Source organism: Streptomyces sp. ISL-96 (assembly GCF_018614035.1).
Lineage (GTDB): Bacteria > Actinomycetota > Actinomycetes > Streptomycetales > Streptomycetaceae > Streptomyces.
On sequence record NZ_JAGGPA010000042.1, the window covers coordinates 47,275 to 62,426 of the forward strand.

15 protein-coding genes are annotated in these 15,152 nt (G+C 71.0%); all 15 read left to right on the forward strand.

Annotated features, from left to right (window positions below):
• Position 1: 1 nt before the first annotated feature.
• Positions 2–373: a phosphopantetheine-binding protein gene (locus J7E96_RS25895; RefSeq protein ID WP_308296140.1), complete on the forward strand. Its 372-nt coding sequence runs from the start codon at positions 2–4 to the stop codon at positions 371–373.
• Positions 370–798 (forward strand): hotdog domain-containing protein, encoded by a 429-nt coding sequence (locus tag J7E96_RS25900; RefSeq protein ID WP_215134365.1) that lies wholly within the window; start codon positions 370–372, stop codon positions 796–798. The genes J7E96_RS25895 and J7E96_RS25900 overlap by 4 nt, the downstream gene beginning before the upstream one ends.
• Positions 795–1,310 (forward strand): 3-hydroxyacyl-ACP dehydratase, encoded by a 516-nt coding sequence (locus J7E96_RS25905; RefSeq protein ID WP_308296141.1) that lies wholly within the window; start codon positions 795–797, stop codon positions 1,308–1,310. The genes J7E96_RS25900 and J7E96_RS25905 overlap by 4 nt, the downstream gene beginning before the upstream one ends.
• A gap of 15 nt (positions 1,311–1,325) precedes the next feature.
• Entirely contained in the window at positions 1,326–2,081 is a 756-nt protein-coding gene (gene fabG / locus J7E96_RS25910) for a 3-oxoacyl-[acyl-carrier-protein] reductase (protein WP_215134367.1), read from the forward strand.
• Between the two features lie 23 nt (positions 2,082–2,104).
• On the forward strand, positions 2,105–2,818 hold the full coding sequence (locus tag J7E96_RS25915; protein WP_215134369.1) for a 2-hydroxychromene-2-carboxylate isomerase: 714 nt from the start codon (positions 2,105–2,107) through the stop codon (positions 2,816–2,818).
• A gap of 153 nt (positions 2,819–2,971) precedes the next feature.
• On the forward strand, positions 2,972–3,397 hold the full coding sequence (locus J7E96_RS25920; RefSeq protein ID WP_215134371.1) for a MaoC/PaaZ C-terminal domain-containing protein: 426 nt from the start codon (positions 2,972–2,974) through the stop codon (positions 3,395–3,397).
• Between the two features lie 55 nt (positions 3,398–3,452).
• Positions 3,453–5,123 (forward strand): fatty acyl-AMP ligase, encoded by a 1,671-nt coding sequence (locus J7E96_RS25925; RefSeq protein WP_215134373.1) that lies wholly within the window; start codon positions 3,453–3,455, stop codon positions 5,121–5,123.
• Positions 5,120–6,874 (forward strand): acyl-CoA dehydrogenase family protein, encoded by a 1,755-nt coding sequence (locus J7E96_RS25930; protein WP_215134375.1) that lies wholly within the window; start codon positions 5,120–5,122, stop codon positions 6,872–6,874. The genes J7E96_RS25925 and J7E96_RS25930 overlap by 4 nt, the downstream gene beginning before the upstream one ends.
• Entirely contained in the window at positions 6,871–8,616 is a 1,746-nt protein-coding gene (locus tag J7E96_RS25935) for an acyl-CoA dehydrogenase family protein (protein ID WP_215134377.1), read from the forward strand. Before J7E96_RS25930 ends, J7E96_RS25935 begins: the two co-directional genes overlap by 4 nt.
• Before the next feature lie 29 nt (positions 8,617–8,645).
• Entirely contained in the window at positions 8,646–8,912 is a 267-nt protein-coding gene (locus J7E96_RS25940; protein WP_215134379.1) for an acyl carrier protein, read from the forward strand.
• The gene (locus J7E96_RS25945; protein WP_215134381.1) at positions 8,909–10,255 is read left to right on the forward strand and encodes a condensation domain-containing protein; all 1,347 of its coding nucleotides are present in this window, start codon (positions 8,909–8,911) and stop codon (positions 10,253–10,255) included. Before J7E96_RS25940 ends, J7E96_RS25945 begins: the two co-directional genes overlap by 4 nt.
• Before the next feature lie 117 nt (positions 10,256–10,372).
• The gene (locus tag J7E96_RS25950) at positions 10,373–12,685 is read left to right on the forward strand and encodes an MMPL family transporter (RefSeq protein ID WP_215134382.1); all 2,313 of its coding nucleotides are present in this window, start codon (positions 10,373–10,375) and stop codon (positions 12,683–12,685) included.
• Between the two features lie 198 nt (positions 12,686–12,883).
• Complete coding sequence (sbnA, locus tag J7E96_RS25955) at positions 12,884–13,867, forward strand: 2,3-diaminopropionate biosynthesis protein SbnA (protein ID WP_215134384.1); 984 nt, start codon at positions 12,884–12,886, stop codon at positions 13,865–13,867.
• Between the two features lie 6 nt (positions 13,868–13,873).
• Positions 13,874–14,875, forward strand: a complete 1,002-nt coding sequence (gene sbnB, locus J7E96_RS25960) for a 2,3-diaminopropionate biosynthesis protein SbnB (protein WP_215134386.1) — start codon at positions 13,874–13,876, stop codon at positions 14,873–14,875.
• A 44-nt stretch (positions 14,876–14,919) separates the two neighbouring features.
• Entirely contained in the window at positions 14,920–15,135 is a 216-nt protein-coding gene (locus tag J7E96_RS25965; RefSeq protein ID WP_215134388.1) for an MbtH family protein, read from the forward strand.
• Positions 15,136–15,152 lie beyond the last annotated feature (17 nt).

A 15,152-nucleotide genomic window follows, 5' to 3' on the forward strand; every position in this document is an offset into this window, starting at 1 on the left:
GGTGATCCGCGCCACCCGCCGCCGTACCTACCGCACGCGCCGACTGCTCGTACAGGCCCTGTACGCCAACCACCTCGACCAGGAACGGAAGACCGACATGTCCGAGATCACCGTCACCACCGGCAGTCAGACCCTCGACAAGGAAGAACTGCGCCTCCTCGTGGCCGACATCCTCGACCTCGACCCCGCCGAGGTCACCGACGAGGCCCACTTCGTCGACGACCTCGACGTCGACTCGCTGATGGCCCTGGAGATAGCCGTGCGCCTGGAGCGCGAGTACGAGGTGAAGCTGGCCGAGCCCGAACTCGCCTCCGTCACCTCCCTCCAGAGCACCCACGCGCTGCTTCAGGACAAGCTGCAGGAGAAGGCGTGAGCCCGCAGGGCGCCGGGGCGGGCGCGAGTGCGCTGGGTGTCGACGGGCTGAAGCTGCTGCACAGCGATTTCGCCGGCGCCGTCTGCGAGTTCACCGCGGAGTCCGACGACCCTGTGCTCATGGGGCACTATCCGGGCTTCCCGGTGCAGCCCGGCGTCTATGTGATCGAGGCCGCCGACCGGACCGCCCGGCTGTGGGCGGCGGGCGCGGGAATCACCGACGGCCTGGAGCTCGTCTCCATGGACCGCTGCCGCTTCCACCGGCCGGTCTTCCCCGGCGAGACGGTCTCCACCGAGGTGGCGGTCGTGGCGGCCGAGGACGGGGAACGGCTGACCGCCAAGGCCGCGGCCGTCACCTCGGGCGGACGCGTCGCCGACATCAGGCTGCGCTACCGGCGCAGGACTTCGCGAGGAGAGACCCAGTGAACGTGTCCGCAGCCGAGCCGGATCACGGGCTCCACCGGATCAAGAACACCATTCCGCACCGCACCCCGATCCTGCTCGTCGACCAGGTCGTCGAGGCCGTGCCGGGGGAGCGGATGAGCACCCGCAAGGCCGTGTCCGCCAACGAGCCCTGCTACGCGGCGCTCGACCCGGACGCGTCACCCGCCGCCTACGCCTATCCGACGGCCTTCGTCGTCGAGTCCTGGGCACAGTCCGCGGTACTCCTGTCCACCTGGGAGAACCCCAACCCGGACGTACTCGCCGGAAAGGTCGAACTGGCCGGCTCCATCAGTGATGTGGCCTTCGACGGCCACGCCTATCCGGGCGACGTCCTGGAGCACACCGTGCGCTTGGTGAAGCAGGCCGGGGACACCGCGATCCTCGCGGGCGAGACCCATGCCGGCGGCCGCAGGCTGCTGAGCGTCGGCTCCTTCGTCGTCACGCTGAAGGACGTCACCGAACTGCTGCCCGCGCCCGCGGCGCTGAGCATGTGAGAGGAGGACCCCACCATGACCGCTGCCGAAGCAAGCGAAACGAAGGTCGCGCTGGTCACCGGCGGTTCGCGCGGCATAGGCCGCGCGATCGTCGACCGCCTCGCGCGGGACGGCTACGACATAGCCTTCTGCTACCGCTCCGACGAGGAGTCCGCCGCCCTGGTGGCCAAGGACGTCGTGGCCACCGGACGCCGGGTGCTGGCTCGCCGGGCCGATGTCGCCGACAGAGCTCAGGTCAAGGACTTCGTGACCGCGGTGGAGGACGAACTGGGGCCGGTCACGGCCGCGGTGACCTGCGCCGGGATCACCCGTGACAATCCGCTGGTGCTCATGGCGGACGAGGACTGGGACGCGGTGATACGGACCAACCTGGACGGCACGTACCACGTCTGCCGCTCGGTGATCTTCCCGATGATCAAGCGGCGCGGTGGCTCGGTCGTGACTCTTTCGTCCATCGCCGGGGTCACGGGCAATTACGCACAGACCAACTACTCCGCCTCCAAGGCCGGGATCATCGGCTTCACCCGCTCCCTCGCCAAGGAGGGCGGCCGGTTCGGCATCCGCGCCAACACCGTCGCGCCCGGCATGATCGAGACGGACATGACCTCCGTTCTCCCCGAGAAGGTGGCCAAGGAGCTCCTCGGACGGATTCCGCTGGCGCGCTTCGGCAGGCCCGAGGACGTCGCGGCGCTGGTGTCCTTTCTGGTCTCCGACCAGGCGTCGTACGTCACCGGGCAGGTGTTCCAGGTGGACGGCGGGATCGCACTGTGACCGGCGGCCGGGCGAGGAAGCGGGTGACGCCGCGTTTCTACTTCTCGCTGCGCAGCCCGTACTCCTGGCTCGCCTACCGTGAACTGCTCGCCAGTCACCAGGAGCTGGCGGAGCGGATCGAATGGATCCCGTTCTGCGAGCCGGACGAGCTGAGCCGGAAGATGCTCGCGGCGGCGGGCGGAGAGTTCCCGTACGTTCCCATGTCCGCGGCGAAGCACCGCTACATCCTCCAGGACGTGCGGCGGCTGGCGGCGCGACGAGGGCTGCGGTTCGGCTGGCCCGTGGACCGGGCCCCGGTGTGGGAGGTGCCGCACCTGGCCTATCTCGCCGCCGTACGGCACGGCAAAGGGCCCGAGTTCATCGCTCTGGCGGCCCGCGCCCGCTGGGAAGAGGGCCGGGACATCTGCGATCCGGCGACCATCGGCTCCTTCGGACCGGAACTCGGCATCCCCGGCGAGGAGCTGGCAGGGGCGGCCGACGACCCCGAGCTGCGCGAGGAGGGTCTGCAGGCACTGCTCGCGGTGCACCGCGACGGGGTCTTCGGGGTGCCCTTCTTCACCGTCCACTACGACAAGTTCTGGGGCCTGGACAGGCTGGCGGACTTTGCCGCGGCGGTTGCCGCGCGCGAGACCGACGGCGCCGGGTCCCCGCCCAAAGCAGCCCCGGGCCACCCCCCGGACCTGGGGCTCCCGCACGGCCTGTCGGCGGACGACGGCCATGCGGGCGGCTGCGGCTGACGCGGCCGGGCGGCCGCCGCACGGGAACCCCCTTGTCGTGCGGCGGCCCTGCGCCATGGGGCGTGGGGGACCTCTCAGCCCTCGGTCGCCGGGCGGGCCGGCCTTCGGCCCAGCCCGGCGACCGAGGACCCATCCAGCCAAGGACGGACCGTCATGACCGCGATCAGCAATCGTGCCGTCGCCAACGCCACCGACCTCGAAGTCATCCGGCTGGGCGCGGACAGCGCCGCCGTCGCCTTCTCCGTCGCCGCCGCATCGGCGGACCCGGCCGTCGCCGGCCACTACCCCGGTTTTCCGGTCCTCCCCGGCCTCTTTCTCGTCGAGGCCGTCGACCACGCCGTCCGGCAGTGGGCCCCGCCCGGTCGGATCCCGGAGCTCGCGGGCATGGACCGCTGCCGGTTCCACCAGCCCGTCCACCCGGGCGACCGGGTCTTCGCGGAGGCGGCGGTGTCCCGGGACGGCGACGGACTCGTGGTGCGCGGCTCCGTCGCCACCAACCGCGGTCGCGCCGCCGATCTCCGGCTGCGCTACCGGCTCGTGGACGGGCCGCCCGCAGCGACACATATAGGGGCGGAATAGCCGTGCGAGCGAGGGTCGGGCCAGCAGTCGGCGACGGACGAGGGGAGAGTGCCGCGTGATCAGCTTCGACGGGTATGTGAGCGGGTTCCGGCGCCGGGTCGCGGAACATCCGCACCGGGTCGCCGTACGGTTCTGCCCTGCGGGCTCCACTGCCGACGAGGAGGCGCTGAGCTACGCCGAACTGGACCGCGCCGCACGCTCGGTCGCCCAGTGGCTGCGGCCGCGCACCGCCCCCGGCCAGCGGGCCCTGCTGTCGTTCCACCCCGGCACCGGGTTCATCCGGGCCTTTCTCGGGTGCCTGTACGCGGGGGTGATCCCCGTGCCCGTACCGGCGCAGGGCGGACACCGCAGGCAGGATTCCCGCGCCCACGGCATCGAGGCCGACAGCGGGGCCGGCCTCATCCTCGACGACGCGCTGCTCGAAGAGGCCGCGGCCGCCGATCTGCTGGGCTGGACGCCGCCCGCCGTCATGCCGAGGATGCCCGCCTTCCTCCAGTACACCTCCGGGTCGACCAGCGACCCCAAGGGGGTGATCGTGTCCCACGCCGCGCTGGTCCACAACATCGGGCTGATGAGCCGCAGCCATGGCTGGCAGGCCGGCCAGACCTGGTGCAGCTGGCTCCCCGCGTACCACGACATGGGGCTCATCGCGATGATGCTCACGCCCCTCTACCTCGGTGGTACGGCGGTGCTCATGCCGCCCACCGAATTCCTCAAACGGCCCGTGTCCTGGCTGCGGCTGATCGACCGTACCGGCGCGGCCATCAGCTGCGCCCCCAACTTCGCGTACGAGCTGTGCGCGCGGCAGGCCACCGACGAGCAGATCGCCGAACTCGACCTCTCGCGCTGGACCCACGCCTGCAACGGAGCCGAGCCCGTCGACGCGGCCACACTGGAGCGGTTCGCGGAGCGCTTCGCCCCGGCGGGATTCCGGCCCGAGGCGCTGCTGCCGGGATACGGGCTCGCCGAGTCGACGCTGTTCGTGACCGGGACCCGGGTGGAGACACCCCCGGTGGTCACCGAGGTGGACGCCGCCGCGCTCGCCGCCGGCCGCGTCGAACGGGCCGGGCGGCAAGGATCCGGACAGCCGCTGGTGAGCAGCGGCATCATCCGCGAACTGGAGGTCCGGATCGTCGACCCGGAGACCAGCCGGGTGCTCCCGGACCACGAGATCGGCGAGATCTGGATCCGCGGCGACAGCCTCGCCGAGGGCTACTGGGGTCGCCCGGAAGAGACTGCCCGCACTTTCGGCGCAACGGCCGAGGGTCACGGCGGGGGCTTCCTGCGCACCGGGGACCTCGGCGCACTGAGCGACGGCGAACTCTATGTCACCGGCCGCATCAAAGAAATGATCATTGTGCACGGGCGGAACCTCTACCCGCATGACATCGAACGCGAACTCACCGCCCTGGACGAGGAGTTCGGCACTCTGCCGGCCGCCGCCTTCGCCGTGCCGGACGGCCCGCACGAGGAGATCGTGGTCGTGCAGGAACTGCGCGCCCGCCGCCGGGAAGGCAGCGAACTGTCCCGCCTCGCCACCGGCGCCAGGACCCGGCTCGCCCAGCGGCTGGGAGTCAGGGTCGGCGCGGTGCAGTTCGTCCGGGTCGGCGAGGTCCGGCGTACCACCAGCGGAAAGATCCAGCGCACCCTCATGCGCGAGCTGTACCTCAAGGGCGCGCTGGCACAGGCCGGTTCGCCGCGCCCCGGGAAGGCAGGCGCCCAGTGACGACCACACCGGCACGGTCCACCTACGCACTCACCGAGGAACTGGAGGGCCGGCTCGGCGATCCCCGTGACGCGGCCCGCACCCTCTCCTTCGCACGCCTAGCCGAGCTGGACCGGGCCGAGGCATTCCCGGCCGCGGCGTGCCGCGAACTGGACGCCATAGGGCTGCCGAAGTGGTTCGTGCCGGAGCGGCTCGGCGGTGCGCTGCGCTCCGGCGAGGAACTGTCGCAGATCATCCGTACGCTGGGCCGGCGCGACTTCACCGTCGCCCTGGCCCACACCAAGACCTATCTGGGCGCGGTCTGCGCATGGGTGGCGGGCACGCCCGAACAGGCACGGCACCTCGCAGGCCGCGTACTCGACGGCGCGGTCGTCTCGCTCGCGCTCACCGAACAGGCCCACGGCAGCGATCTGCTGGCCGGTGAGCTGACCGCCGTGCCCACCGCACGGGGCGGCTACCGGCTCGACGGCGAGAAGTGGCTGATCAACAACGCCACCCGGGCCGACCTGGTGACCGTACTCGCCCGCACCGGCCCGAAGGGCGGCGCCCGCGCCTTCAGCCTCTTACTCGTCGACAAGTCCCGGCTGCCGAAGACCGTTTGGCACCCGGTCCCCGCGCTCCCCACCCACGGTGTGCGCGGCGCGGACATCAGCGGCATCTCCTTCACCGGTGCCGAGATACCCGCCGACGCCCTCATCGGCGCCGAGGGCGAGGGCCTGGAGATCATCCTCAAGGGATTCCAGATCACCCGCACCCTCTGCTCCGCGATGACCCTCGGCATGGCCGACCAGGCCCTGCGCATCGGGGTCGGCTTCGCCGAGGACCACCGGCTGTACGGGCGCCCGCTCGTCGAGCTCCCGCAGGCCGGCCGCACCCTCACCGAGGCGTACGCGGATCTCCTCGCCGTCGAGGCCGTGAGCCTGGTCGCCACGCGTGGCATCCAGACCCTCACCGCTGAGCAGAGCGTGGTGTCGGCGGTCGTGAAGTACCTGGTGCCCACCATCGGGGACGAGGTGATCGCCACCGTACGGCAGGTGCTCGGCGCGCGGGCGATGCTGGTCGCGGACCACGCCGACGGCACCTTCCAGAAGATCGAACGCGACCACCGCATCGTCGGCATCTTCGACGGCAGCACGGTCGTCAACCTCAACTACCTCATCAACCAGTTTCCGGTACTGGTGCGCGGGTGGCGCGACTCCCACTGCGACAGCGCGGGCGTCGAGGCCGCTGCCCGGCTCGACGCACCGGCGCCGGAGCTCGACCCGGCGCTGCTCACCCTGTACGCCAGAACGGGCTGCAGCATCGTGCAGTCGCTGCCCTCCGTCGTCCCGAAGGTGTGCGAACGAGCGCCGGGTACCGCCGTCGCCGCACAGGCCGAGCAGATCCTCGCACTCGCCGTGGAACTGCACCGCGAACTCGCCGCGTGCCGCCCGTCCGCGCGCAAGGTGCCCGAGCGGGCCTTCGCGCTCGCCCGCGAATACACACTGCTGTACGCGGCTGCCGCCGCACTCCACCTCTGGCTGCACAACCCCGCCGGACGCTTCTGCGACAGCGGCTGGCTGGAGGCCGTACTGACCCGGCTGATACGGCGGTTGACCGGCGACCCGGACCTCGACGACGCGGACGGACCGGCACTCGACCGGCTGCTGCCGACGCTGCGCCGCCAGCACGCCGAAGGGCTGCTGTTCTCGCTGCTGCCCTGCGAACTGGCCGAAGCGGCCGACCGCACGAGAACACAGGAGCCGGCATGACGCACCCGACGGTCCACGCGCCCGCCCCCGGTTCCCCGCCCGTCGCGCGGCCGGGGCCCCAAGAACGCGCCGCGCGACTGGAACGCCTCCTCGGCCCTGCCGCCGACCCGGACAATCCGCTGGGCACGGCGGCCGTGCTCGCCGCCGACGAGCGCGGTGAGCTGCTGCCCGAGGGCGAGCGGATGCTGGCCGGGTACGGGTTGAACGCCGAGTTCGTTCCCCGCTCGCTGGGCGGCCGGTTCGAGCAGGCCGACGCCTTCGCGCACCTCATGCGCTCCGTGTTCCGGCGCGACTGCTCGCTCGGCATCGGCCACGGCGTCACCAGCTTCATCGCGGGCCTGCCCGTCTGGGCCTCCGGCTCCCCCGAGCAGCAGCGGCGGGCCGCCTCCCTCCTGCTCTCCGGCGGCCGGATCGTCGCCGCGTACACCGAACTCGCCCACGGCAGCGACTTCTCCCGCACCGGCCTGGCCGCCACCCCCGGCCCGGACGGCTCCGGCTCGCTGCGGCTCCACGGCGGAAAGCAGCTCATCAACAACATCGCGCGAGCCGAGGCCGCCGTCCTCTTCGCCCGCACCGACACCAGGACCGGCAGCCGCAGCCACTCCCACCTCCTGGTCGACCTCACCGGGCTGCCGCCGGGCGCCGTGCGACGGGACTTCCGCTACCCCACCTCTGGCGTACGCGGCTGTCTGCTCGGCGGCATCGAGTTCCAGGACTGCCCCGTCCCCGGCGACGCGGTGCTCGGCGAGCCCGGCGACGCCATGGAGACGGTGCTGCGCGCCTTCCAGGTCACCCGCAGTGTGCTGCCCGGCATGGTCGTCGGCGTCGGCGACACCCAGCTGCGCGCCGTGCTGGGCTTCGCCCTCGAACGGCAGCTGTACGGCGGGCCGGTCACCGAACTGCCCTACCCCCGCGCCACCTTGACCGGATCCTTCGCGGACCTGCTGGTGTGCGACGCGCTGGCGACGGTCGGCGCGCGGTCGCTGCATCTGCTGCCGGGAGAGACGAGTGTGCAGTCCGCCGCCGTGAAGTACCTGGTTCCCAAGCTGCTGCAGGACTCTTCCTACCGGCTGTCGGTGCTGCTCGGCGCCCGCAGCTACCTCAGGACCGGCCCGTACGCCCTCTTCCAGAAGGCCGCCCGCGACCTCCCGGTGGTGGCGCTGGCCCACGCGGGCAGCGCCGTCTGTCTGGCGACGATCGTGCCTCAGCTGCCCCGCCTCGCCGCCAACGGCTGGCCGCGGCAGGCCACCGACACGGCCGGGCCGGCCGGTGAGCTCTTCCGGCCGGGTGCGCCGCTGCCGCCGCTGGACTTCTCGCGGCTGGAGCTCAACTCCCGCGGCCGGGACACCCTCAGCCAGGCGGTGACCGCCACGGCGTACGGCCATCCGCACGTCGCGGCGCTGGCCCGGCTGTTCGCCGAGGAACTGCACCGGCTGGCGCCGCGCGCCGCCGCACTGCCGCCGCGCGACCGCACGGTCATCGCGTCCCGGCGCGGCTTCCTGCTCGCCGACCGGTACGCGCATGTGCTCGCCGCCGCGGCCTGCCTCGGCGTCTGGCAGCACGGCGACGGCTTCGCCGGCGACCCCGCCTGGGTGATCTGCGCCCTGCACCGGCTCGCCGAGCGGCTCGGGCTGCGGCCGGGCCCGCCGCCCGAGGAGGCCTCCGACGCGCTCTTCGCCGAGCTGCTGCGCCGCCACGAAGAGAACCTGACCCTGGATCTCATCCGTACCCCGCTCGTCTGAACGGGCTTTCCCGAAGCAAGGAGTCCACCATGTCCACCGCCCGCCCGGTCGTCGACACCACCGTGATACGCGACTGGCTCGTCGAGCGCATCGCCTTCTATCTGGAAACCGGCCCGGAAGACATAGGCACGCAGACGGAGCTGGTCGACCTCGGCCTCGACTCGGTCTACGCGCTCACCCTCTGCGGTGATGTCGAGGACCGCTTCGGTCTCGCCCTGGAGCCCACCATGGCCTGGGACCACCCGACCGTCGACGCGCTCACCGCCCATCTCGCGCAGGAGCTGAGCCGGAAATGACCGGCAGTGGCCTTCCGGTGTCCGCCGGACAGGAGTCCATGTGGTTCCTCCACCGGCTCGCACCCGAAAGCGCCGCGTACAACGTGGTGCTGGGCGTACGGGTGCACAGCCCGCTCGACCCGGACAGACTGCGCTCCGCCACGGCGGCGCTCGCCCGCCGCCACGAACTGCTGCACTCCCTCCACCTGGAGGAGGACGGCGTCCCGCTGCGCCGCCTCGCGCCTTCACTCGCCGTGCCGTTCGAGGTGCGCGAAGTCCCCGGCGTCACCGATGAGGAACTGACCGTGCTCGCCCGCGAGGCCGGCGCCCGGCCCTTCCGGCTGCGCGAGGAGTGGCCGTTGCGGGTGGTGCTGCTCAGGCGCGGGCCCGCCGACGCCGCCCTCGTCGTGGCCGCGCACCACATCGCCAGCGACGCCACCAGCCAGTGGCTGATGCTGCGCGACCTGCTGGACGCGTACGCCGGCGGATACGGCGGTACGGAACTGCCCGCGGCCCCCGTGCTGTACAGCGAGCACGTCGCCGAGGAGCGGCGGCTCGCGGCCACCCCCGCGCGGGAGCGCGCCGAACGTTACTGGGCCGGGCTCGGCGAGGGGACCACCGCTGCGACGCTCGTGGCGGACCGGCCCAGGACCGGGGCGGCGGCGCTGCGTGGAGCGACGTACGAGCACCGCGTCGCCCCCGAGCTGGCCGCGCGGCTGCCCGGCGCCGCCGCCCGCGCGAAGGTGACCCCCTTCGGGCTGCTGCTCGGCGCTTTCCAGGCCGCGGTGCACCGCTCCACCGGACTGGACGACTTCGTCATCGGCTGCCCGGCCTCCGTCCGGATCGGCAGAGGCAGAGCCGACATGGTCGGCTATCTCGTCCAGTCGCTCGCCCTCAGGGCGCGGTTCGCCCCCGACACCACCATCGGCGACACCGTCGGGGCGGCCCACCGCGGACTGCTGCGGGGCATGAGCCATCTGCGGCATCCCGTGCCCGTACCGCAGTTCGCCATGACCGTGACCCTGCTCGCCGTCGACAGGCTGCCGGTTCCGGGTCTGGTCGGGACCGAGCAGGGCGCCGACTACGCGGGACTGCGGCTCACCCTCCTCGATCTGCCGCACATGGAGGGCCAGTTCGACTTCAACGTAGAGCTGCGCTCAAGCCCGGACAGCCTCACGGTCGTGCTGCGTTACGCCGACGATCTGTTCGACCTCCAGACCGTACGGCGGTTCGCCGAGGTCCATGTGCGCATGATCGAGGCCGCGCTGGACGAGCCCGGCGCGGCCGTCTCCCGTATCCCCCTGGTCTCCACCGGCGAGCTGGCAGACCTGCTCAGCTTCGGTGCCGGCCACGACGACTGGTAGCCGTAGCCGTCCCCCTCGCACGCCGCCGACTTATGGGCAGATACCGACTGATATAGGCCGCCTATGAGATGGCGCTGCCAGCGTGTGTCCACCACCCCAACCCACGAGGTCATCATCATGAATCAGCTAGCCGGGGCCAGGCGACGGCCGTTGGTCGAACGCGTCACACGATGGAGCGTCCACAACCGGAAGCGGGCAGCCTTCGGATGGCTGGGTCTGGTTGTCCTCATCATCGCGCTGGGTGCGGGCCTCGGCTCCACCAGCCTGGACGAGCACGCGCCGGGCGAGACCGGCCGTGCCCAGAAGATGCTCGACGACGCCGCGGTCTTCTCCCCGCCCCAGGAGAACGTGCTCATCGAGGCGAAGTCCGGGGACCCGGCCTACGCCCAGAACCCACAGATGCAGGCCGCCGCCAAGGATGTCGCCGAGGCGCTGCGCGGACTCGGCAAGGACGAGACGGGCGCCGCATGGGCGTCCGACATCGTCTCGCCGACCGACAGCGCTGAAGCGGCCAGGAACCTGGTGTCGGAGGACGGGCGTTCGCTGCTCGTCCGTTTCTCCGTGACCGGATACTCCATGGAGCCGATGGAGAAGGCCGTCACCGAACAGGCCACGTCCCACCCTGAGGTGGCCATCGCCCAGACCGGCAAGGTCAGCGTGAGCCAGGCCATCGACAAGATCCAGGACGACGACTTCCTGCGCGCCGAGATCCTGTCGATCCCCCTCACCGTCATCATCCTGGCGGTCGTCTTCGGCTCGCTGATCTCGGCCGGCCTTCCGGTGCTGATCTCGCTGGTGTCCGTCGTCGCGGCGATGGGCTTCCTGACGTTCTTCGGCAACTGGATCGCGATCGGCGACTCCACGCCCTCGGTGGTACTGCTGATCGGTATGGCCGTCGGTGTCGACTACTCGCTGTTCTACCTGCGCCGGGCCCGTGAGGAGCGCGCCGCGGGACACGACAACGACACCGCACTGATCATCGCCGGCCGTACCTCGGGCAAGGCGGTCGTGGTCTCCGGTCTCACCGTCATGGTCGCGCTGGCCGGGCTCTTCTTCACCGGCATCGAGACCTTCACGGGCATGACCGTCGGCACCATCTCGGTCGTCGGCATCGCCATGATCGGCGCGGTCACGGCACTGCCCGCCACGCTGGCCTGGCTCGGTGAGCGCGTCGACCGCTGGAAGGTGCCGTGGCTGGGCGTCCGCCGCACCGCGGTCAAGGACTCGCGCGTGTGGGGCGCCGTGGTCCGCCAGGTCGTCAAGGCCCCCGTTGTCTGGGCCGTGGTCGGTGCGCTGGCGCTCGCCCTGCTCGCCGTTCCGGCCGCCGGGATGAAGCTCTCGGACCCGGACCTCAAGCACCGGATGCCCACCGACGTACCGGCGCTGCAGGCATTGGAGCGGGTGGAGAAGGCGTTCCCGGTGGACACCCAGCCGGCCGAGATCGTGGTCCGTGGATCGGATCTGAACGGCGCCGAGGTCAAGGCCGGTATCGCGGAGCTCAAGCAGCAGGTCGCCGACAGCGGCGGCAAGCTGAAAGAGCCCGTCGAGGCCAGTCTGATCTCCGGCGGCAAACTGATGGTGGTCCGGGTCCCGCTGGCCGGCGACGGCAAGAACGCCGTATCCACGGCCGCACTGAAGGAGCTGCGCGACACGGCACTGCCCGCGTCGCTCGGCAAGGTCGACGGACTGGAGTTCGCCGTCGCGGGTGACACCGCGAAGCAGGAGGACTTCAACTCGGCCCTGGACAACAGCGCCCCGTGGGTCTTCGGCTTCGTCATCATCCTGGCCTTCGTGCTGCTGGCGGCGGCGTTCCGGTCGCTGATCATCCCGGTGGTGTCGATCATCCTCAACCTGCTGTCGATCGGCGCGGCGTACGGCGTACTGACCCTGGTCTTCCAGGACGGACACCTCGCCTCCGTCCTCGACTTCCGCTCCTACGGCGCGGTGGTCAGCTGGCTGCCGCTGTTCATGTTCGTCACGCTCTTCGGACTGAGCATGGACTACCACGTGTTCATCCTCAGCCGGGTGCGCGAGTACCGCGGCCGCGGACTGTCCACCAAGCAGGCCGTGGTGGAGGGCATCACCAAGAGCGCGGGTGTCGTCACCAGCGCGGCCGCCGTGATGATCGCCGTCTTCTCGGTCTTCGGCACGCTCTCCGCCATCGACTTCAAGATGGTCGGTGTCGGGCTCGCGACCGCCGTGCTCATCGACGCCACGATCGTCCGCGGTGTCCTGCTGCCGGCCATGCTGACCATGTTCGGAGACGCCACCTGGAAGATGCCGCGCTGGCTGCAGTGGCTGCCCGGCATCAGCCTGGAGGGTGCCGACGAGCCGGTGGCGGGCCGGGACGAGCAGGACGGGCTGATCCCGGCGCCGCGTCCGGCGGCCGTCGAGCACGGTCAGGCGGACCCGGTCGAGGTACGCCGCTGATCCTTCCCCTCCCTCCCCCCGGGGGGAAGAAAAGAAAAGAAGAAGGCCGTGGTGCCCCGCAACGGGCGCACCACGGCCTTCCGCTGTTCCGGGACGGCCGATCCCCAAGAACCGTATAGGGGGCGTATAGCGAGGTCGCGCAGGATTCAAACGTCAGGTCAAAGGTTTCCGAACAGTGCCTGCCACGAAGGGACAACTGTGCCCGATAAACCGTACTCAGGAATTCTGGAGACCATAGGGAACACCCCTCTGGTCCGGCTGGAAAACCTGCTGCCCGGCTTCGGGTCCAAGGTCTTCGCCAAGGTGGAGCGATTCAACCCGGGCGGCAGCATCAAGGACCGGTCGGCGCTTCGCATGCTCATCGGCGCCGTGCGCAGCGGAGAGCTGCAGCCGGGCAAGTCAGTCGTCGTCGAGTCCAGTTCGGGCAACCTCGCCGTCGGACTCGCCCAGATCTGCCGCTACTTCGGACTGCGCTTCGTCTGCGTGGTCGACGCCAAGACCACCGGCCAGAACCTCGCCATCCTGCACGCCTTCGGCGCCGAGGTCGAGGTCGTCACCGAACGGGACGCGGCCACCGGCGAGTATCTGCCGGCCCGGCTGCGCCGGGTGCGCGAGCTGGTCGCCCGTACCGCCCACGCGTACTGGCCCAACCAGTACGCCAACCCCCTCAATCCGCGCGCCCATGAGATCACCATGCGGGAGATCGCCGAGTCCCTGAACGGCCGGGTCGACTATCTCTTCGCCTCCGTGAGCACCTTCGGCACCCTGAAGGGCTGCTCCGACCACATCCGCGCCGAAGGCCTCGGTACCACCGTCGTCGCCGTGGACGCCCTGGGCAGCGCCATCTTCGGACAGGAGTCCCGTGCGCGGCTCATCCCCGGCCACGGCGCCTCGGTGGTGCCGCCGCTGATGGACCCGGACGCCGCCGACGACGTCGTTCACATCTCCGAAGTCGAATGCGTCGCAGCGTGCCGCAGGCTCGTGAACCGCGAGGCGATTCTGGCCGGGGGATCGTCCGGTGCCACCGTCGCCGCACTGCGCAAATACGCGGACCGCATTCCGGCCGGATCGCGGTGTGTCCTGATCTTCCCGGACGGCGGAGACCGCTATCTCGACACCATCTATTCCGACGAATGGGTACGCCGCAATTTCGGCGAGGTCTCCCATCTCTGGAAGGACTGAAAGCCCATGATTGTCATCCGGCATGCCGATGTCGAGGAAATCCTCGAAGGCCGCGAGGCGGACAACATCCGTACCGTGTCCGAGGCCTACCGGCTGCACGCCTCGGGACAGACCGCGGTCCCGCACTCCGTCTTCCTCCGTTTCCCCGGACGGGACCGGGACCGCATCATCGGCCTGCCGGCCTACCGCGGCGGCGACCGCCCCGTGGCCGGCATGAAGTGGATCTCCTCCTTCCCGGCGAACATCGACTCCGGGCTGCAGCGCGCCAGTGCGGCGATCCTCCTCAACTCCCTGGCCACCGGCCACCCCGAGGCCCTGGTCGAGGGCTCGGTGATCTCGGCCCGGCGCACCGCGGCGAGCGCCGCGCTCGCCGCCGAGCTGCTGACCCGCGAGGCCCGCCCGGACGGTGTCGCGCTGATCGGCTGTGGGGTCATCAACGCCGAGATCCTGCGCCATCTGCGGGCCGCGCTGCCCCGACTCGCCGAGGTCACGCTGTACGACCAGTCCCCCTCCCGCGCCGATGAGTTCGCGACGCGCGCGCTCTCGTACGCGCCCGGCCTGCGGATCTCCCGCGCGGACACTCTGGACGAGGCGCTCGGCGCCCACCGGCTGGTCTCCTTCGCGACGACGGCGGGGGTGCCGCACACCGGCCTCGACGCCGTCCGGCCCGGCACCGTCGTGCTGCACGTCTCGCTGCGCGACCTGTATCCCGAGGCACTGCTGGGCGCCCACAACATCGTGGACGACGCCGACCATGTGTGCCGCGAACGCACCTCACCGCACCTGGCCGAGCAGCTCACCGGCGGACGCGGCTTCATCGACGCGTCCATCGGCCAACTGATCACCGGTGAACGGGAGTTCAACCCGCAGCCCGAGCGCACGGTGATCTTCTCCCCGTTCGGGCTCGGCGTACTGGACCTGGCCCTTGCCGACTTCGTGCACGACGTGGCGGTGCGCAAGGGCCTGGGTGTGGCGGTCGACGGCTTCCTGCCGGGACCCGGCGCCTGACCACCGCACCGCTTCTCAACAACCCATGGACCCAAGGAGCAGATATGGCCACCGAGCAGACCGACGACCGCACCTACCGCGTCGTCCGCAATGACGAGGAGCAGTACTCGATCTGGTGGGCCGAGCGCGAGCTGCCCGCCGGCTGGACCGCCGAGGGCACCGAGGGCACGCGCGAGCAGTGCCTGGCCAGGATCGCCGAAGTCTGGACCGACATGCGCCCGCGCAGCCTGCGCGAGCGCATGGACTCCACTGCGGCCTGACGCCCTTTCCGCCCTTT